Source organism: Polaromonas sp. P4_H1 (assembly GCF_056400945.1).
The window spans coordinates 1-19,278 of record NZ_JBFUKG010000015.1 but is presented as its reverse complement, the minus strand read 5'-3'; the positions used below and the strand labels follow the sequence as shown (position 1 = coordinate 19,278).

Sequence of the window (19,278 nt, the reverse complement as noted above, 5' to 3'; positions counted from 1 at the left end):
TCAGCGCAGCGGCAGGCGCATCATCATGGTGTCTTGGGACGGCTCGGCCGAGACCTCGAAGCCAGCCTGCCGCGCCAGCGCGGCCATGCCGGTGTTCTCCTGCAGGCACTGCCCCACGACTTCGGCCGTGCCGCGCTCGCGCAGGTAGGCGGTCAGCTTGTCCAGCAGCAGGCGGCCCAGGCCCTTGCCCTGCCAGCCGGACGTCACCTGGATGGCGAATTCCGCGCGCAAGTTGTCCGGGTCGCACACGGCCCGCGCCTCCGCCACCATCGCGTGACCGCCAGACGCCTGGGGCGCCAGCGCAATGAAGGCCATCTCGCGGTCGTAGTCGATCTGGCTGTAGCGCGCCAACTCGGAATGCGGCACCTCGCGCCGTGCCATGAAAAATCGCAGGCGCATGTCGGCAGGCGACGCGCCGGCATAGAAGGCCATCAGGCGCTGGCCATCCTCGGGCCGGATCGGGCGCAGCAGCAACTCGCACCCCGCCAGCTGGACGCGCTCTTCCAGCGCCGACGGATACGGGCGGATGGCGAGCCGGCTGCCCTCGCCCGCCGGCACCGGCCGCAGCCTGACCCGCGCATCCAGCGCCAGCACGCCGTGCTCATCGACCAGCAGCGGGTTGATGTCGAGTTCCGCCAGCCAGGGCAGGTCGCAGGCCATCTGCGACACCCGCAGCAGGGTGGTCAACAGCGCCTGCTCGTGCGCCGCCGGGCGGCCGCGATAACCGGCCAGCAGGGGCCCCAGCCGGCTCCGGGCGACCAGGTCGCGTGCCAGGCTGGTGTTGAGCGGCGGCAGGGCTACCGCATGGTCCTTGCGCAGCTCGACGGCGGTACCGCCCTCGCCCAACAACAGGACCGGGCCGAACACGGCGTCGGTGGCGATGCCAACGATCAGTTCATGGGCGCCAGGGCGTTGCACCATGGCCTGCACAGTGAAGCCCAGCACCACCGCCTGCGGCAGCAGGCGCGTCACCTGCCCAGACATCTTCACGGCCGCAGCCCTGACGGCTTCGGCGGATGCCAGACCCAGCACGACACCGCCGACGTCGGATTTGTGGATGACCTGCGGCGACACAATCTTCAGGGCCACCGGGTAGCCGATCCGGCTGGCGGCGGCGACGGCCTCCTGCACGTCGCGGACCTGCACGGTTTCAACGCCAGGGATGCCGTAGGCCTGGAGCAGCGCCTGGGCCGACGCCCCGTCGAGCCACTCGCGGCCGTCATGCAGCACCTGTTGAAGCAGTAACCCGGCCTGCGCCCTGTCCGGCGTGAAGTCGTCCAGTGTGGCGGCCGGGAGCTGTTGCAGGGCTTGCTGGTTTCGCGCATGGCCAAGCAGCTGCAGCCACGCCGCCGCCGCGCGCTCAGGCGTGCTGTAGGAGGCGATGCCCGCCCCCGCGCTGGACTGGCGCGCAGCCGCCACGGCGGCACCACCCAGCCAGCACGTCAATACCGGCTTGGCCGATGCCTGCATCATCGGCAGGCAGGCCAGCGCGATCTCGCTGGACGCAACAATGGCCGTCGGTGCATGCATGAACAGCACGGCATCGACATCGGGCGCAGCCAGCAGCACGCGCAAGGCGTCCTGGTAGCGACTGACCGGGGCATCGCCAATGATGTCGACCGGGTTGCCGTGCGACCAGGTCGCCGGCAGGCATTCATCGAGGGCGGCCAGCGTCTGCTCACTCAGTTGCGCCAGGCTGCCGCCCCCCAACTGCAGAGCATCGGCCGCCAGCACCCCGGCGCCGCCGCCGTTGGTGACAATGGCCAGCCGCTCACCACGCCACGGGCGCGCATGGGCCAGCGTTTCCGCGGCATCGAAGAGTGACTCCAGCGTGTCGACCCGCAGCATGCCGGCCCGCCTGACCGCGGCGTCGAACACGGCGTCCGAACCGGCGAGGGCTCCGGTGTGCGAGGCGGCCGCCCGGGCGCCATCGGGCGCGCGCCCGGCCTTGACCACGATCACCGGCTTGTTGCGCGAGGCCGCACGCGCGGCCGACATGAACTTTCGTGCCGCCTTGATCGATTCCGCGTACATCAGGATGGCCCGGGTTCCCGGGTCGCTGGCCAGGTAGTCGATCACGTCGCCGAAATCCACATCGGCGCTGTCGCCCAGCGAAATGAAATGCGAAAAGCCGACGCCGCGGCTGTTGGCCCAGTCCAGCATGGCGGTGGCCAGCGCGCCGGACTGGGTCACAAACGCGAGCCGGCCCGGCTGGGCATTGCCGGGCGCAAAGCTGGCATTCAGGCTGGCACCCGGCACCAGCGCGCCAATGCAGTTGGGCCCCAGGATGCGCAGCAGGTGTGGCCGCGCAGCATCCAGCATGGCCTGCTCCAGCGAGACCCCGCCTGCGGAGCCACCCTCTACGGCCGGCTGCTTCAGCCCTGCCGTGAGCACGATGGCGGCGCGCGTACCCTTGCGGCCCAGGGCGGCGACCAGTCCCGGCACGGTGTGTGCCGGGGTGCAGATCAGGGCCAGGTCCGGCGCCTGCGGCAGCGACTCGACATCGGGCCAGGCCGGCCCGCCATCCACGCTCGCATGCCGGCGGTTGACCGGCCAGACCGGCCCCTTGAAGCCGCCGAGCTTGAGGTTGCGCAGCACCACCGACCCCAGGCTACCCTCGCGGTCGGAAGCGCCAATCACCGCCACCGACGCGGGCTGGAACAGGGCTTCAAGATTACGTACGCTCATGGAATTCCTTGTGCGCAGGCGGGCCACCCCGTCTGACAAAACCAGATTAGCGCCAATACCGTTCAGTGAAGGACCCTTGAAGCTCCCTCCCCTTCCGGGGGAGGGTTGGGGTGGGGGCCAGCGACGACCAGGTCAGCACGGTCGCTCGACGCCCACGCCGTGAGCCCCCATCCCGGACTTCCCCCAGCGGGGGAAGGAGACGATCGGCACTGCACGCGGTGTGCTAACTGAACCGTATTGAGATTAGCGCCCGGACAGCGCCAGCCTTTGCTTTAGATCAACGATGGCAGCACTTGCGCCCCACAAAATGGAATTTGAAACACGGAATACACCGTCAACGACACCTCAACGACGATCAACGAAAGCTCGCCATGGAAATCTACGACAGCAGCCAGGCACCGCGCTTTCGCCTGCTCCTCACCCAGCGCGGGGGCGAACTGCGCGCAGTCTTGCGCGCCGCCGGCCGCTTGCCCGACGAAGCAGCCGAAGCCGAGTCGCACGATGTGACGGATTTCAAGGACGTGGCAACGGAACAGTCGCTGGCGACGGTCGCCGACGCCAAGGTGGACCATGCCGCCCACGAACTCGAGCAGGTGCTGACCGCGCTGCGCCGGCTGGACGACGCCAGGCCCGACCATCCTTCGGACTATGGCTATTGCCTGGACTGCGGCGAAGCCATCGATCTGCGGCGGCTTGCGGCCCTGCCGGCTACCCCCTACTGCACCGCCTGCCAGGCCATTCATGAGCATGAACGACAGCCGGCGCTGCGGCGCTAATCCCTCCACCCACCCCACCCTGAAAACGAAAGGAAACCCCATGAGTACCAAAACCACTCAGCGTGCGCCGCCCCACGAGGCGAGCGCCGCCGATTTCGCCCCCTGGAACCTGCTGGCCAACCTCGGTCGCCTGCAGTTCGCGCTGGTAGCCGACAGTGCGAGCGCCATGTTCCGCGGCTCCGAAGCCATCCGCAAAGTCCAGCAACAGGCCGCGCACCAGGCCGCGGTCCACCACGAGGCGGCTGCACAAAGGCTGCGCGACCCGCACGGGCCTGCCGAGCTGCTCACCATTGAGTCGGACCTGCTGCGTTTCGATATGCAGGAGGCGGCCCACTACTGGCAGCAGATTGCGACGGCCATGATGAAGGCCCAGCTGGAAATGATGGGCTGCGCCAGCCACCTGCTGGGCTCCAGCGCCGGCGACAGCTTCAAGCCGGCACTGCAAGCCTGGCAAGCCAGTCTTTCCGCCTCCCTGGATGGCGCGGGGAACCGGCCGACGACGCATTAAGCTGCCGCCCCGTGGCCTGCGACCGCTCTCCCGGCCGGTCGCGCCTGTCAGTCGAGGTGCACGTAGCGGCCGGGTGCTGCCAGCGGAGCCCCCTCGAACATCACCGCGTTGACACGCGGCGGCTTGACCATGCTAGACGAGTGCTGCCTCAGCCAGTCATGCCAGCCCGGCCACCATGAACCCTCACGCCGCGCCGCCGTGTCGAGCCAGTCGTGGGGATGGGCAGGCGCCTTGCCCGGCGCATGGGAGGCGATGCGGTAGCTTGCCTGCGGATGCGCGGCAGGACCAGCCGGTGGATTGACGATGCCCACGTTGTGGCCGCCGGAGCTCAAGACAAAGCTGACCGGGCTGGAGGTCAGGCGGTGAATCTTGTACACCGAGTGCCAGGGCGACACATGGTCGGCCTCGGTCGCGACCACAAAGAGCGGCAGCTCGATATGGGACAGCCTCACCACGTGGCCGGCAGCGCGGTAGCGGCCCGCGGCCAGGTCGTTGTGCAGGTAAAGCCAGCGCAGGTATTCGCTGTGCATGCGGGCGGGCAGGCGCGTTGCATCGGCATTCCAGGCCCGCAGGGCCGTCATGGGCGTGTGCGCCCCCATCAGGTACTCATGGACCAGCTTGGACCAGACCAGGTCCTTGGAATTGATCAGCGCGAAGGCACCCGCCATCTGCCGCTCATCCAGGTAGCCCCACTCGGCCATCAGGTCTTCGACGAACGCGATCTGGCTCTCATCGATGAACAGCCCCAGTTCGCCCGGCTCGTGGAAATCGGCCTGCGCCGCCAGCAGGGTCACCGTCTTCAGCGGGTTGGGGCTGCTGCCGGCCAGGGCCGCCGCCGCGATGGCCAGCAGTGTTCCGCCCAGGCAGTAGCCCATCGCGTGGATGCGCGCGCGCGGCCGGATGGCCCGAACCGCCTGCAGGGCCGCCATGACGCCCATTTCCAGGTAGTTGTCCATGCCCAGGTCGCGATCGGCACTGTCAGGGTTCCGCCATGAAATCATGAAGACGGTGTGCCCCCGCTCCACCAGGTATTTGACCAGCGAGTCGTCGGGCGTCAGGTCAAGGATGTAGTACTTCATGATCCATGACGGGACAATGAGCACGGGCTCTGTATCCACCTCGGCCGTGACGGGCTCATACTGGATCAGCTCGATCAGGTGATTCCTGAACACCACCTTGCCCGGCGTCAGCGCCACGCCCTGTCCGGGCGTGAACTCCTCGACGCCGCGCGGCTTGCCTTCAGTGAGGACGGCGAGCGCATCGCGCGACCAGTTGGCCAGCCCGGTGGCCAGGTTGATGCCGCCATTGCCCAGCGTCTCCTTCAGGACCTGGGGATTGGTGGCGACAAAATTTGAAGGCGACAGCATGTCCAGCCACTGCCGCGTGGTGAAGGCGGCCACCTCCTCATGGTGCCGCGATACCCCTCGAACGCCAGTCATGGCCTCGGCCCACCACTGCTGCTGCTGCAAAAAGGCCTGAGCCAGGACGCTGAACGGCGGCACCTGCCACTCGGGCCGCGAAAAGCGCTTGTCCTGCGACAGCGGCTCCACGCTCACGGGGGGCTCCTGTTGCCAGGGCTGCGGCGCGTACTGCAGCCACAGCAGCCACTTGCGCAAGGCGCTGGCGCCCAGGTCAGCCTGCTTCGATGGAGAAACCACCAGGTGGCTGAGCCAGTCGGTGTAGGCCAGGATGAGCGACGCCGGCGAGATGCCGTGTGCCTGCCGGGCCAGCCAGAGCTTGAGGGGAACGTCCATGGGAGGCAGTGTGTGCTGCCCCTCGGGACGTGGGTCGTAAAGCGCCATGAAAACCCCCGTTCTGTGGCGATGGCCGCCACATGCCACATGCCACATGCCACATGATCCCACCTGCACCGTATTTTCGGCTTGCGCCAGATCAAGGACAAGCCCGCCAACCCCACCCATGCCGGGGTGGATTGCGTACCATGGTGGCATGTTGCCGACCTCGATGTTTGCAATGACCGCCGACCCCGCCGGACGGCGATTGCTGGCGGCCCACAAACCGCTGCCGCCCACCGGCGACCACGACCTGCTGGTGCGCGTGCTCGCCTGCGGGGTCTGCCGCACCGACCTGCACATCCTCGACGGCGACCTGCCGCCGCGGCGGCCCCAGGTGGTGCCGGGGCATGAGGTGGTCGGGCAGGTCATCGCCCTCGGCGTCGGGGCCACGCGGTTCACCGTCGGGCAGCGTGTCGGCATCCCATGGCTGGGCGGCGCCTGCGGTCGCTGCGCCTTCTGCGCCATGGGCCGCGAAAACCTCTGCGACTTTCCGGTGTTCACCGGCTACGACCGCGACGGCGGCTTCGCCGAGTACGCTGCCGCCAACGAGCGTTTCTGCTTTGCCCTGCCGGCACGCTACGACAACGCCCATGCCGCACCCTTGCTGTGCGCCGGCCTGATCGGCTTTCGCGCCTGGCGCCTGGCCGGCGCCGCCCTGCCGCGCCGCCTGGGCCTGTACGGCTTCGGTGCCGCGGCGCACATCATCTGCCAGGTCGCCGTGGCCCAGGGGCAGGATGTGTTTGCCTTCACCCGTGCCGGTGACCAGCCTGGGCAGGACTTCGCCCGCAGCCTGGGGGCCGTGTGGGCCGGCAGTTCCCCGGACGCCGCCCCGGCCCCGCTGGACGCGGCGCTCATCTTTGCGCCCGCGGGCGAACTGGTGCCGGCGGCGCTGGCCGCCACGCGCAAGGGCGGCACCGTGGTCTGCGCGGGTATCCACATGAGCGCCATTCCCTCCTTCGACTACCGGCTGCTCTGGGGCGAACGGGTGCTCAGGTCGGTGGCCAACCTCACGCGCGCCGACGGCGAGGACTTCTTCACCTTGCTGGAGAATCTGGCGCTGCAAACCCATGTGCAGACCTTCGCGCTGCACGACGCCAATGCCGCCGTGCAGGCGCTGCGCAGCGGGGCGGTGAACGGGGCTGCGGTGCTCATTCCCTGAGCTTTTACCTATCGCGCAGGGTCCGCCCGTAGTCCGTATCAAACACGCCACCGGACACATCACTATTTATTTTTTGCGGTCCTGGTCATCGCTGCTGGCGTCACCCCGCCGCCGGGCACTCATGCCGTTGCGCGAGATCAAATACTTATCTCGATGGGCCACGCGCAGCGTGTCGCGATTTGCGAAATATCAAGCAGGGAAAAAGCCAACGGCATAGAGTGAATTGAGCCCGCAATTCGCAGCGGCCGGCGGTCGCTTCCTGCGGCTCACGATTCAAGGAGCAAGAACATGAAAACAGATGCACAACTCAAAGCCGACGTCACGGCGGAACTCGCCTGGGACGCGGCCATCAACCCGATCGGCATCGGGGTCATTGCCAGGGATGGCGTGGTGACACTGACGGGCCATCTCGACACCTTCGCTGAAAAACGTGCCGTGGAACGCGCGGTGCGCCGCGTCGCCGGGGTCCGCGGCATTGCCCTCGAACTGGACGTCAAACTGGCTGCCGAGCACCAGCGAAGCGACTCCGAGATCGCGCAGGCCGCGTCGTCCGCATTGCGCTGGAGTTCGCTGGTTCCCGACGAGCGGGTGAAGGTCGAGGTCGAAGACGGCTGGGTGACCCTGACCGGTGAGGTGGACTGGGGCTACCAGCTCGCCAGCGCCGAGCAGTGCATCCGTCCGCTCGTCGGTGTCCGCGGCCTGACCAGCCACATCCATATCAAGCCCCGTGCAAGCTCCAGGGATATCGGCGCCGGGATCACCGCGGCGCTCACACGGCAGGCAACACGCGAAGCCCAGCATCTCGACATCGAGGTCGAGGGCGGCGTCGTCACGATCAGCGGCAAGGTGCATTCGCTGGCGGAGCATGACGCCGCCATAGGTGCCGCCTTCGCCGCCCGCGGCGTTTCGCGCGTGGTCGACAAGCTGGAGGTCGGTGCCTAGCCGTCTCCGGCATTTTTTCAACCCACCCAGGAGGATCATCATGACAACCCATCTGCGTGTATTCGAACCCGGCATCAGCGACACCTTTGAATCGGCCTTGCGCCGCTTCTTCTCACCGGTCCCGCTGGATATCAACGCCCAGGCCATCCAGATGCGCGTGGACGTCTCTGAAAAGAAAGACGCCTACGTGGTCAAGGCCGACCTGCCCGGCGTCAAGAAAGACGATATCAATGTGCGCATCGACGGCAACATCGTGCAGATCGACGCCGAGGTCAAGCAGGAAAAGGAAACCAGGGGCAGCGATGACAAGGTGCTGCGCAGCGAGCGCTACTATGGCAGCGTGTCGCGCACCTTCAGCCTGTCCCAGGACGTGGACGATGCCAAAGCCCTGGCAAAGTACGCCGACGGCGTGCTGACGCTGGAGCTGCCCAAAAAGGCCACCGCCGCTTCCAAGAAACTGACGGTGCAATAGCCGCTTTCCTCCGGCCGACCCGGCCGACCCGGCCGATCCTGCCGACAGCAGCAGCCCATCCGTGATGGGTGATGGGCTATTGCACCTTTGAAGAGCGGTTGATCTGCATCAATGGAAGGGGCCGGCAGACTCCTATGCTGTACGTATGTTGTATGGATTCCGTATGGGACGAACATTGAGTCGCAACCCCGTGGGAAAACACCAAAATGCGGAACGCCCTTCCCACCGATCTGCACCGCGCCGGCCATGCCATGACGCGGCACGACCGGGCCCGGACACTGGAAGCCAACCTGGAAGCCAGGCGCAAGGCTGCGCTGCCTGAGGCCGGCCAACCAGGCTGTCGCATCTGCATCTGCATCTGGCGGCTCCGGAAGGGAGCAGGCTGAATGTGCTTCTCTGCCACAGCCAGCTTCGCCGCAGGCGCCGGCCTTCTCGGAATCGGAATGCTGACCCTGAAACAGCCTCGCCGTCCGCGCGAACTGGCCTTCGCGGCCATCCCGCTGCTGTTCGCCGTGCAGCAGTTGAGCGAGGGCGTCCTGTGGCTGACGTTCGAGCCAGAGCCCGCCATGCCATGGCTCAATGAGGCCATGACCCAGATGTATTCCTTCATGTCCCATGTGTTGTGGCCGATCTACGTCCCGGTCGCGGTGCTGTTGATCGAACCACCAGGGCCGCGCCGGCGGGCGCTGCTCGCGCTGGTGGGCACCGGGGTCGCGGTGGGCGCCTTTTTGCTGTACCACCTGGTCGACTACCCGGTTGTTTCGCAGCTGACGGGGCAACACATCGAGTACGTCTCGCCGCCGCATTTTCTGGCCATGGCGTCGACGCTGTACCTGGTGTCCACCACGCTCAGCCTCATGCTGTCCACGCACCCGAAAGCGAAGGCCTTCGGCGTCCTGACACTGCTGTCCTTTGCCATCGCCTACGGCTTTTACACCACCTGGTTCATTTCGGTCTGGTGCTTCTTTGCCGCCTTGTTGAGCACCGTGGTGTATTTCCATTTTCTTCCCCGCCGCGTGCTCAGAGGGAGCTTCCCGTGAACGCTGCGCCCAATCCGGAAGTTGGGGGTGCCCCACCTGAGGGCAGCCAGCAAATGAGAGGGGCTGCCGCCCTGGTCAACGTCCTTTCAACGGCATTGCATGCGGAACTGATGGAAACCCACATTTCGTGGGTGCTGCTGGCTGGCGACACCGCCTACAAGATCAAGAAACCGGTGCGGCTGGCGTTCGTGGATTACGGCGACCTGGCAGCCCGGCGTCATTTCTGTGAAGAGGAAGTGCGGCTGAACCAGCGGCTGGCACCGTCGCTGTACCTGGGTGTCACGCGCATCACCGGCAGGCCGGAGGCGCCCGTCCTCGACGGTGCCGGTCCGGTGCTGGAGTACGCCGTGCGCATGCGACGCTTTGCGCCGGGTGCGCTGTTCAGCGAGCAGCTGGCTGCAGACACGCTGCGCGCCGATGATGTCGATCGGCTGGCCGCGCTGCTCGCCGACGTTCATGCGAGAGCATCCCGCGCGGATGCGACGAGCGATTTCGCGAGCCCCGAACGGCGGCGCGCCAGCGCGCTGGCGGCACTCGAAGGCGTGCGGCCGCTGGCGAGCGAGGCCGGGCTTGCCGCGCTCCGGGCCTGGCTCGAAGCCGGGGCCGGCACGCTGGCGCCGTTGTGGACCTCCCGCAAGGCGGATGGCCATGTGCGCGAATGCCATGGCGACCTGCACCTGGCCAATCTGCTGGCGCACGATGGCGGCGTGGTGGCCTTCGACTGCATCGAGTTTGACCCGGCGCTGCGCTGGATTGATGTGCTCGACGATGTGGCCTTCGCGGTGATGGACTTCGACGCCTGCGGTCGCCGCGACCTCGCCTTTCGCCTGCTCAACGGCTGGCTTGACCGCACGGGCGATCATGGCGGACTGCCAGCGCTGCGGTTTTCGCTCGTCTACCGCGCGCTGGTGCGGGCACAGGTGGAACACCTGCGCAGGGCCAACAGCGCCGCGGCGCAACGCTACCTGCAGGCGGCTCTGGGCTGGATCGGGCCCCGCGACGTGCGGCTGTCCATCACCCACGGCCTGCCCGGTTCGGGCAAAACCCTCGCATCACAGCGCCTGCTGGAACAGCAGGGGGCGATCCGGCTGCGCTCGGACGTCGAGCGCAAGCGCCTGTTTGGCCTCGGCCTGCTGGAGGATTCGCGCGCCCGGGGGCTGAACCTGTACGACGCCGAAGCCACCGCGCGCACCTACCGGCACCTGTTCGACACGGCGCGCATCGCGCTGCAGGCAGGTTACCCGGTGATCCTCGACGCGGCATTCCTGCGCCGCGCGGAACGCGCCGAGGCCCTGGCGCTGGCGCGCACGCTGGGCGTGCCGTTCTCCATCGTCGCCTGCGAGGCGCCACTGCCGGTGCTGCACGCGCGCCTGCTGGGCCGCCGGGGGGACCCGTCCGAAGCTGACGCCGCCGTGCTGGAACGCCTGCACGCCGTCGCCGAACCGCTCGCCGAAGACGAGCTTGCCTTTGTTCAGGCCCCGCCCGGGGACGGGGTTCCGTGACGGTTTTGATACCCCGCCCCAATGAGATCAACGCCCCACCTTGCCTACAGTGACTGAAACACGCCCCCGCCATGCAAACCCCGCCGATTCCTCTCACGCCCCACAAGCTGCGCCTGCGGCGGCTGGGCATAGACACCTACCAGGAGCCGGTGCTCTTCATGCACCGCGACTGCCACGTCTGCCACTCGGAAGGCTTCGAGGCGCAATCGCGGGTGGAGCTGGCGCTGGGCGATCGCACCATTGTCGCCACGCTGAACGTGGTGTCTGGCGACTTTCTCGCACCCGACGAGGCCGGCCTGTCCGAAGCAGCGTGGCGCCTGCTCCGGGCGCAGGAGGGCGACATGGTCTCGCTGCGCCACCCCGCGCCGCTCGAGTCGCTGGGTCATGTGCGCGCCAAGGTCTATGGACGGCCCCTCACCCAGGCGGCCATCACGGCCGTGATTGAAGACGTGGCCGCGGGTCGCTACTCGGACCTGCAACTGGCGGCCTTCGTCACCGCCTGTGCCGGCGACCGGCTGGACCTGGAGGAGACCGTCTCGCTCACCCGCGCGATGGTTGCCGTTGGCGACCGGATTGACTGGGGCGAAGGCCTGGTGATGGACAAGCACTGCGTGGGTGGGCTGCCGGGCAACCGCACGACCATGGTGATCGTGCCCATCGTGGCGGCCTGCGGGCTGCGCATGCCCAAGACCTCGTCGCGCGCCATCACCTCCCCAGCCGGTACGGCCGACACCATGGAGACACTGGCACCGGTGGACCTGGATGTGGCGCAGATCCGCCGGGTGGTCGAAAGCACCGGCGGCTGCGTGGTATGGGGCGGCGCGGTACGCCTGAGCCCGGCGGACGACATCCTGATCCGGGTGGAACGTCCGCTGGACCTTGACAGCCAGGGCCAGCTGGTGGCCTCTATTCTGTCCAAGAAGGTGGCTGCGGGCTCCACCCATGTGCTGATCGACATGCCCGTGGGGCCCACCGCCAAGGTTCGCAGCGCCGAGGCGGCGGATTTGCTGGGCCGGCTGCTCAGCCAGGTGGGACACGCCCTGGGACTGCAGGTGCGTGTGCTGCAAACTGACGGCCTGGCCCCGGTAGGCCGGGGCATCGGCCCCGCACTGGAGGCACGCGACGTACTGGCCGTGCTGCGCAACCAGGCCAACGCGCCGGCGGACTTGACCCAGCGCTCGCTGCTGTTGGCCGGCGAGGTTCTCGAGTTCGGCGGCGCCGCTGCGGCCGCTGGCGGACTGGCGCTGGCCAGCGCCGTGCTGGCCGATGGACGGGCCTGGCGCAAGTTCCAGGACATTTGTGCGGCTCAGGGCGGCCTGCGCGAGCCGCCCGTAGCCGCACACCGGCAAGCGGTGCATGCCTTGCGCAGCGGCAGCGTTCTCGCCGTCGACAACCGGCGCCTGGCCCGCATTGCCAAACTGGCCGGTGCGCCGGAGGCGGCTTGCGCGGGCATCGACCTGCATGTTCGGCCGGGTGAGTTCGTCGAGCGCGGCCAGCCGCTTTTCACGCTGCACGCAGCCACGCCGGGTGAACTGGCCTATGCGCTGGAATACGCGGCCTCGCAGGCCGAGACGGTGCATGTGCTGGAGGATGCCTGATGCTGATCGTCGCCCTGCCGGATGAAACCCGACTGGCGCGCACCCTGGCTCGCCTGCTGCGCTGCGACTGGAGCGTGCTGTGGCAGCACCGCTTTCCCGATGGGGAAACCCTGGTGCGCATTGACGCGCCGGTGCAGGGCCGCTGCATCGTGCTGGCCGGCAGCCTGCACCACCCTGACGGCAAGACCCTGCCCCTGCTGTTTGCCGCCGATGCGGCACGCGACCTGGGTGCCGCGCAAGTCGGCCTGGTGGCGCCCTACCTGGCCTACATGCGACAGGACCACCGCTTTCACCCGGGCGAGGCGATCACTTCGCGCAGCTATGCGCGGCTGCTGTCGGCATCGCTCGACTTCCTGGTCACGGTCGATCCGCACCTGCACCGATGGCGCAGCCTGGGTGAGATCTACCCGATCCGCACGCAGGTGGTCGCGGCAGCGCCGGTGATCGCGCGCTGGCTGCGCAGCCATGTCGACCGTCCGCTAGTGATCGGGCCCGACCAGGAAAGCGGGCAATGGGTTGCCGAGGTGGCCAGGCTGACGGATGCCCCCTGGACGGTACTGAGCAAGACCCGCCTGGGCGACCGCGATGTGCAGGTCACGCTGGCCGACAGCGGCCCCTGGCCCGGCAGGACGCCTGTGCTGCTGGACGACATCATCTCCACCGGCCAGACGCTAGTCGCCGCCACCGCAACCCTGAAGCAGGCCGGCATGCCCGCACCCCTGTGCATTGGCGTGCATGCCCTTTTTGACAGCGGCGCATTACAACGGCTGCAGGCCGCAGGCGTGACACGCGTGGTGACCTGCGATACGATCCCTCACGCCAGCAACGCCATCCGCCTTACGCCGCTGCTGGCCAGGGCCGTGCTCGCCGTTTCAAGCCATACACAGCGCAACCTGCCATGACGTCAAAAAATGTCCTGTTGATCCAGGGCCACCCCGACACGACCACCCCTCACCTGTGCCATGCTCTGGCCGCGGCCTACGCCAGCGGCGCGCTGGAGAGCGGCCACAGCGTGCGCTCGCTCAACGTGGCGGAACTCGAATTTCCGCTGCTGCGCAGCCAGAAGGCCTGGGAGGAGGGCGAGTTGCCCGCCAGCCTGCAACAGGCGCAGGACACCATCCGCTGGGCCCAGCATATCGTGCTGTTCTTTCCCCTGTGGCTGGGTGACATGCCCGCGCTCCTGAAAGGTTTTCTTGAACAGGTGGCCCGGCCCGGTTTTGCCTTTGAACGCGAAACCGGCAGCATCGCCTTCACCAAAAAGGGCCTGACAGGCCGTTCGGCCCGTATTGTGGTCACCATGGGCATGCCCGCCCTGCTCTACCGCTGGTACTTCCGCGCGCACAGCGTCAGGTCACTGGAGCGCAATATTCTGGGTTTTTCCGGCATCGCGCCGGTGCATGAGACGCTGATCGGGATGGTGGGCAATTTCAAGCCAGGCGACGCGGAGCGCTGGCTGGTGAAGCTGCGGCGGCTGGGACAAAGAGCGCTGTGACGGGCGTCACCGGGCTCGCCGAAGGACAAAGCCGGGCCATGCCCGTAACACGCACTGGGAGCTCACATCGGTGATGGCGCAGACCGGAAAATCTGAGGACCCGTCCGTCCAGGACGCTGACGAAGTAGCCAAGGCTTTCGGGGCAGACCTCGACAGCGGGCTGACGTCGCAGGAAGCCGCGCGCCGGCTCGCGGAAAAAGGCCCCAACGAACTGCGCGCAGCGCCGCGAGTACCCACCTGGCGCCGCATCCTCGCGCATTTCCAGGATCCGCTGATCTACCTGCTGCTGGCCGCCATTGCCATCTCGCTCGTCGCCTGGGCCATCGACGGCAGGGTCGGCTGGCCGGTCGATGCGATGGTGATCGCGGTCATCGTCATCCTCAATGGCGTTCTGGGTTATGTGCAGGAAGCGAAAGCCGAGCATGCCGTGGCTGCGCTGGCCCGGATGACCGCGGTGACCTCGGCGGTCGTGCGTGACGGGCAGGTGCTGCGGGTGCCGAGTGCCGAACTGGTACCCGGGGACTTGCTGGTGCTCGGCGAGGGTGACGCCGTCGGGGCGGATGGGCGCCTGGTGCTGGCCACCTCACTGCGTGTACAGGAAGCCTCGCTGACGGGCGAGAGCGAGGCGGTGCTCAAGGATGCGGCCACCCTGCGCGAACCGGCCACCCTCGGCGACCGGCTCGACATGGTCTTCAAGGGCACCGCCATTGTGCAGGGTAGCGGCCGGGCCGTGGTGACGGCGACCGGCATGGACACGCAGGTGGGCGCCATCGCCGAAATGCTCAAGGCCACCGCCCAGGAAGGCACGCCGCTGCAAAAGGAAGTCGCCCGCATCGGGCGCATGCTGGGTATCGCCGTGATCATCATTGCCCTGGTGGTGGTCGCAACCGTTTTGCTGCTGTCGGAGATCCACAGCGCGGCCGATGTCATCGATGTGCTGCTGCTGGGTGTCGCCCTGGCCGTGGCGGCCGTGCCCGAAGGGCTGCCGGCGATCCTGTCGGTGGTGCTCGCCCTGGGGGTTCAGCGGATGGCCAGGCACAACGCGATCATCAGGAACCTTTCGTCGGTGGAGACGCTGGGCTCCGCCTCGGTCATCTGCTCGGACAAGACCGGCACGCTGACCCGCTCGGAGATGACCATTGAACGGGTCATGACCGCTTCCGGCGGAACCCGTATCACCGGGGTGGGATACGCTCCCCACGGTCAGGTGGAACACGAGGGCGCCAGGCTCGGTGCCGGAGCGCTGCATGCCGAGCACGTGGTGGTGCTCAGCGGGGGCAGTCTGGCCGGCAACGCAGACCTGCGCCAAAGCGAGGACGGTGCCTGGGAGATCCACGGCGACCCCACCGAAGCGGCCTTCCTGGTGGCCGAACGCAAGCTGGGCCATGCCGAAATGCGCGAGCGGCGCGAGCAGCGTTTCGAGCGCATTGGCGACATCCCGTTCACCTCCGAGCGCAAGATGATGTCGACGATAGCGCTCGACCACGAACACGGCGATGCGGTTGTCGTGGTCACCAAGGGCGCGCCGGATGTCCTGCTGCAGAGGTGCAACCGGGCGCGGGTGGGGATGGAGTCGGTTGAACTCGACGATGAACTGCGGGCGAAGATTCTGGCTGACGTCTACACGCTGTCCGATGCCGCGCTGCGCACCCTGGCTGTAGCCTACCGCCCCCTCCGCCCGGACGAGAACCCGCAGGCCACGGACACCCTGGAACACGACCTCATCTTCGTCGGCACCGTGGGCATGATCGACCCGCCGCGCGAGGAGGCGGCGCAGGCCATTGCAGAAGCACGGCGCGCCGGCATCCGGATCATCATGATCACCGGCGACCACCCGCGCACCGCCGCCCGCATTGCCGCAGACCTGGGCATCGTCGATGCCGGCGCCACGGCGCTGACAGGCGCCGAGCTCGATGCGCTCGACGATGCGGGGTTCGCGGAGGCGGTGCGCAAGACGTCGGTCTACGCCCGGGTCGCGCCCGCGCACAAGCTGCGCATCGTCGACGCGCTGCAGGCCCACGGAGACATCGTCGCGATGACGGGCGACGGCGTCAACGACGCGCCGGCGCTGAAATCGGCGGACATCGGCATCGCGATGGGCATGACCGGAACCGAGGTGACGAAGGAGGCGGCCAAGATGATCCTTGCCGACGACAACTTCGCAACCATCATTGAGGCGGTGCGCGAAGGTCGCGGCATCTTTGACAACATCCGCAAGTTCCTGCGTTACCTGTTGTCCTCGAACATGGGCGAGGTGCTGACGGTGTTCCTCGGTGTGGTCGGGGCAGGCGTGATCGGCCTGACGGGCACGCAGACCGCCGCCGGCGGCGCGGTGGTGCTGCCGCTGCTGGCCACGCAGATCCTGTGGCTCAACCTGATCACCGACTCCTGGCCCGCGCTGGCGATGGGCGTGGACCCGCCAACCGACGACGTCATGGCCCGCAAGCCGCGCCACCTGAGTGAGCGGGTCATCGACGCCCGCATGTGGGCCGGGGTGCTCCAGATTGGCGTGGTCGTGGCCATGGTGACCCTGCTGACCATGGACCTGTACCTGCCGGGCGGGCTGATCGAAGGCACGCAAGACCTCGCCACCGCACGCACCGCGGGCTTCACGGTGCTGGTCTTCGCCCACCTGTTCAACTGCTTCAACGCCCGTTCCGAAACCACCAGCGCGTTCACACGCCTGTTCGTCAACCCCTGGCTGTGGGGCGCGGTTGCCCTGTCGGCACTGCTGCAGGTGGCGGTCGTCAACCTCGGCTTTCTCAATCTCGCCTTCGGCACCGTGCCGCTGACACTCCATCAGTGGCTGGTCTGCGCTGCGATGGGCAGCGTCGTGCTGTGGTTCAGCGAACTGCGCAAACTGGTGGGCCGCGCGCTGGACCGGCGAGCTGGCGCCCGGTGCGCGCCCCTCCAGTCACAGCCCTGAATATTGGAATATTGGCCTGATCTGCTTGACAATGAATGCGTAACTATGGTCTCCCTACGGCATCCCACCGCTCACACTACACACCGGAACCTCCCGTGGAACTCCTGCCTCCCTCCGTGATGTCCATCGTGTCATCCCTGGCTGCGGCACTCGCCGCCGGCGCTGTGGTCGGCCTCGAACGCGGCTGGCAGGAGCGCGAGCGTGCTGAAGGCGGCCGCGTTGCGGGATTGCGGACCTTCTCGCTGTTTGGCTTGCTGGGCGGCGTGCTCGGCGTCCTGAGCGAGACCCTGGGCCCCTGGCCAGTGGCCATGGGGCTCGCCGGCCTGTCCATCCTCGGGGCGGTGTCCTATCACGAGAACGTTCGCATCCATGGCAGCCTGGGCGCGACCACCGCCGTTGCCGCGCTGCTGACCTACGCGCTCGGCGTGCTGGCCGGCACAGGCCATCCCGCCATCGCGGTGGGCACGGCAGTCGTCATCGCGGTGCTGCTCGATCTCAAGCCCACGCTGCACCGCTGGCTGCAACTCGTGGAGCACAGCGAACTCAGCGCCGCGCTGCAGCTGCTCGTGCTGTCGGTCGTCATTCTGCCGCTGCTGCCGGACGCCGGCTTCGGCCCCTATGCCGCGCTGAACCCATATCGTCTGTGGTGGGCGGTGATCCTGATTGCCGGCATGTCCCTGTGCGGCCATATCGCGATGCGGTTCACCGGCCCCCAGCGCGGCATCTTCTGGACCGGCTTGCTCGGCGGCCTGGCCTCCTCGACCGCAGCCACGCTCATGCTCGCCAGGCGTGCCCGGGCGGAACCGGCGCTCACCGATGCCGCGGCGGCCGGCACATTGGCCGCGTGCGGCATGATGTTCCTGCGCATAACGGTGATCGTGTTCACGCTTCAGCCTGCGCTCGGGCGGCCGCTCGGGGTTCCCATGGTGGCTGCAGGCGCCGCCCTTCTCGGCCTGGCCGCGTGGCAGCGAAAGCGCGGCACGTCTGGCGCTGTCGCGTCGGAGGGCGATCCTATCGCGCCCTTCGGCCTGAGCACAGCGCTCGGCTTCGGCGCGTTTCTCGGCCTGATGGCCGTGCTGACCCAGGCCAGCAAGGCGTGGTTGGGCGACCCCGGCCTGTATGCGCTGGCCACACTGTCGGGGCTGGCCGATGTCGACGCCATCATCATCAGCGTGATGAAAATGCAGGCGGCGGGCGGCCTGGCAGTGACCACCACCGTGGCCGCCGTGGGCCTCGCAACCGCGGCCAACATGGTGGCGAAGGCTTGCATTGCTGCCGTGATCGGCGGGATGCCGCTCGGTCGCCCTGTCGCAGCCGGTTATGGCCTGTCGATTGCTGCCGGCTCGGCCGCCGCCGCTCTCATGATGCTGGGGTGAGCGAGCCGGAGTTCAAAACTGCCAGCGGAAGACCCGTGGCGCAGCTTCGCCCTGGCGCGCCAGCTTCAGCTCAATCGCCGTGGGCCAGGGCGCGGTCATCGCAAATTCGAGCAGCCCCTCGCGATGATGTCCGCCGGGGGCCGCGCCAGTCCAGGCCAGCGGCCTGACCTCCCGGCCATCGGCTGTGACCAGCGTTGCGATGGTCACGAGGTCATCGTTGAGGTCGCTGCTGTGGGTGTCGAGCACGATGGCGAATTGCCAGCGCGCGTTGCCGGCGCCGACCACCCTGGGCGTGACCTTCACCGTCACACCTTGCTGGACCGATGTCTGGGTTTCTGCCGGCGCACCATCTTGCGCAAACGCGCTGAACGTCGCGGCCATCAGGGGCAGCAAAAGCAGCAGGACGAGCAGGTTCTTCGCGGGAATGCGACGCCATGCCAAAGAAATGATCGCCATGTTGTGCTCCTTGTTCATACCGTCTTGAACAACGCAGAGCTCGTCGAATCCTTCACCATGCGCGTCACGCACCAGTCCGCGTAAACGGCGCCCAGCAGTCTGCCGAGCCAGCGTCCCGGCCAACCGGACGGCAGGTTGTAGTCGATCCAGACACGCAACTGGGTCTTCCCTTCCCTGGGCGCCAGGTCAAAACCCATCCGGTACGGGCCGATCAGCAGCAAGCGCGGTTCGCCCCGGGTTTCCCAGGTTTTCAGGACAGGGGGGTTGTACTCGCTCACGACCTCTTCAACACTTAGGGCGAATGGCACTTACTTTGGCTCATAGGCATGACCATGCCTCTGGACGTGTCGGCGAGCCTGGTCGCGGGGCACCTTCAACCAGGGGTAGGGTTTGGGCCTTCGTTTTCGCATTCGCGGCTCGATGCGTCCGGGTCGATGGCCGACCCTGCATTGTGCGATCAACGTGAATAGCCGCCCGCAATCCTTCGTGGCCGAGAGGCCTCGCGAGACCCACTCTGTCCACAGTTGCACCGTGTGCTTGAAGCTCA

17 protein-coding genes and 1 pseudogene are annotated in these 19,278 nt (G+C 67.5%); 13 read left to right on the top strand and 5 right to left on the bottom strand.

The annotated features are described in order from the left end of the window. The gene (locus AC1DS5_RS18440; protein ID WP_477719705.1) at nt 1-2,688 is read right to left on the bottom strand and encodes a bifunctional acetate--CoA ligase family protein/GNAT family N-acetyltransferase; all 2,688 of its coding nucleotides are present in this window, start codon (nt 2,686-2,688) and stop codon (nt 1-3) included. A gap of 371 nt (nt 2,689-3,059) precedes the next feature. On the opposite strand from AC1DS5_RS18440, the gene AC1DS5_RS18435 reads away from it, so the two are divergent. Together AC1DS5_RS18435 and AC1DS5_RS18430 are read left to right on the top strand one after the other, a co-directional pair. After that, complete coding sequence (locus tag AC1DS5_RS18435) at nt 3,060-3,464, top strand: TraR/DksA family transcriptional regulator (protein ID WP_477719704.1); 405 nt, start codon at nt 3,060-3,062, stop codon at nt 3,462-3,464. A gap of 40 nt (nt 3,465-3,504) precedes the next feature. Then, the gene (locus AC1DS5_RS18430; RefSeq protein WP_477719703.1) at nt 3,505-3,972 is read left to right on the top strand and encodes a phasin family protein; all 468 of its coding nucleotides are present in this window, start codon (nt 3,505-3,507) and stop codon (nt 3,970-3,972) included. A 47-nt stretch (nt 3,973-4,019) separates the two neighbouring features. Here AC1DS5_RS18430 and AC1DS5_RS18425 read toward each other — a convergent pair whose 3' ends face one another. Further along, a complete protein-coding gene (locus AC1DS5_RS18425) occupies nt 4,020-5,726 on the bottom strand; it encodes a PHA/PHB synthase family protein (RefSeq protein WP_477719702.1) in 1,707 nt (568 codons plus the stop codon). Between the two features lie 211 nt (nt 5,727-5,937). Between AC1DS5_RS18425 and AC1DS5_RS18420 the strand changes: the two genes are divergently transcribed. From AC1DS5_RS18420 to AC1DS5_RS18370, 11 genes are all read left to right on the top strand, one after another. Then, nucleotides 5,938-6,927, top strand: coding sequence for a zinc-dependent alcohol dehydrogenase family protein (locus AC1DS5_RS18420; protein WP_477719701.1), 990 nt, complete (start codon nt 5,938-5,940; stop codon nt 6,925-6,927). A gap of 288 nt (nt 6,928-7,215) precedes the next feature. Beyond that, the gene (locus AC1DS5_RS18415) at nt 7,216-7,869 is read left to right on the top strand and encodes a BON domain-containing protein (RefSeq protein WP_477719700.1); all 654 of its coding nucleotides are present in this window, start codon (nt 7,216-7,218) and stop codon (nt 7,867-7,869) included. A 40-nt stretch (nt 7,870-7,909) separates the two neighbouring features. Continuing rightward, nucleotides 7,910-8,341, top strand: a complete 432-nt coding sequence (locus AC1DS5_RS18410) for an Hsp20/alpha crystallin family protein (RefSeq protein WP_477719699.1) — start codon at nt 7,910-7,912, stop codon at nt 8,339-8,341. Between the two features lie 206 nt (nt 8,342-8,547). Next, nucleotides 8,548-8,727, top strand: a complete 180-nt coding sequence (locus AC1DS5_RS18405) for a hypothetical protein (RefSeq protein WP_477719698.1) — start codon at nt 8,548-8,550, stop codon at nt 8,725-8,727. Continuing rightward, the gene (locus tag AC1DS5_RS18400; protein WP_477719697.1) at nt 8,728-9,381 is read left to right on the top strand and encodes a DUF6629 family protein; all 654 of its coding nucleotides are present in this window, start codon (nt 8,728-8,730) and stop codon (nt 9,379-9,381) included. 110 nt (nt 9,382-9,491) lie between these two features. Continuing rightward, nucleotides 9,492-10,883, top strand: a complete 1,392-nt coding sequence (locus AC1DS5_RS18395; RefSeq protein WP_477719696.1) for a bifunctional aminoglycoside phosphotransferase/ATP-binding protein — start codon at nt 9,492-9,494, stop codon at nt 10,881-10,883. Nucleotides 10,884-10,954: 71 nt separating this feature from the next. Further along, complete coding sequence (locus tag AC1DS5_RS18390) at nt 10,955-12,481, top strand: thymidine phosphorylase family protein (protein ID WP_477719695.1); 1,527 nt, start codon at nt 10,955-10,957, stop codon at nt 12,479-12,481. Continuing rightward, nucleotides 12,481-13,383 (top strand): ribose-phosphate pyrophosphokinase, encoded by a 903-nt coding sequence (locus AC1DS5_RS18385; protein WP_477719694.1) that lies wholly within the window; start codon nt 12,481-12,483, stop codon nt 13,381-13,383. Before AC1DS5_RS18390 ends, AC1DS5_RS18385 begins: the two co-directional genes overlap by 1 nt. After that, entirely contained in the window at nt 13,380-13,973 is a 594-nt protein-coding gene (locus tag AC1DS5_RS18380) for an NAD(P)H-dependent oxidoreductase (RefSeq protein WP_477719693.1), read from the top strand. The genes AC1DS5_RS18385 and AC1DS5_RS18380 overlap by 4 nt, the downstream gene beginning before the upstream one ends. A gap of 73 nt (nt 13,974-14,046) precedes the next feature. Further along, nucleotides 14,047-16,899 (top strand): cation-translocating P-type ATPase, encoded by a 2,853-nt coding sequence (locus tag AC1DS5_RS18375; protein ID WP_477719692.1) that lies wholly within the window; start codon nt 14,047-14,049, stop codon nt 16,897-16,899. Nucleotides 16,900-17,018: 119 nt separating this feature from the next. Beyond that, nucleotides 17,019-18,275: an MgtC/SapB family protein gene (locus tag AC1DS5_RS18370; RefSeq protein ID WP_477719810.1), complete on the top strand. Its 1,257-nt coding sequence runs from the start codon at nt 17,019-17,021 to the stop codon at nt 18,273-18,275. Between the two features lie 12 nt (nt 18,276-18,287). Here the strand turns inward: AC1DS5_RS18370 and AC1DS5_RS18365 are convergent, their stop codons facing one another. From AC1DS5_RS18365 to AC1DS5_RS18355, 3 genes and pseudogenes are all read right to left on the bottom strand, one after another. Then, a complete protein-coding gene (locus AC1DS5_RS18365) occupies nt 18,288-18,731 on the bottom strand; it encodes a hypothetical protein (RefSeq protein WP_477719691.1) in 444 nt (147 codons plus the stop codon). Nucleotides 18,732-18,745: 14 nt separating this feature from the next. After that, the gene (locus AC1DS5_RS18360; RefSeq protein WP_477719690.1) at nt 18,746-19,039 is read right to left on the bottom strand and encodes a hypothetical protein; all 294 of its coding nucleotides are present in this window, start codon (nt 19,037-19,039) and stop codon (nt 18,746-18,748) included. Continuing rightward, nucleotides 19,040-19,278 (bottom strand): annotated as a pseudogene (locus AC1DS5_RS18355) (IS4 family transposase); the annotation flags it as partial.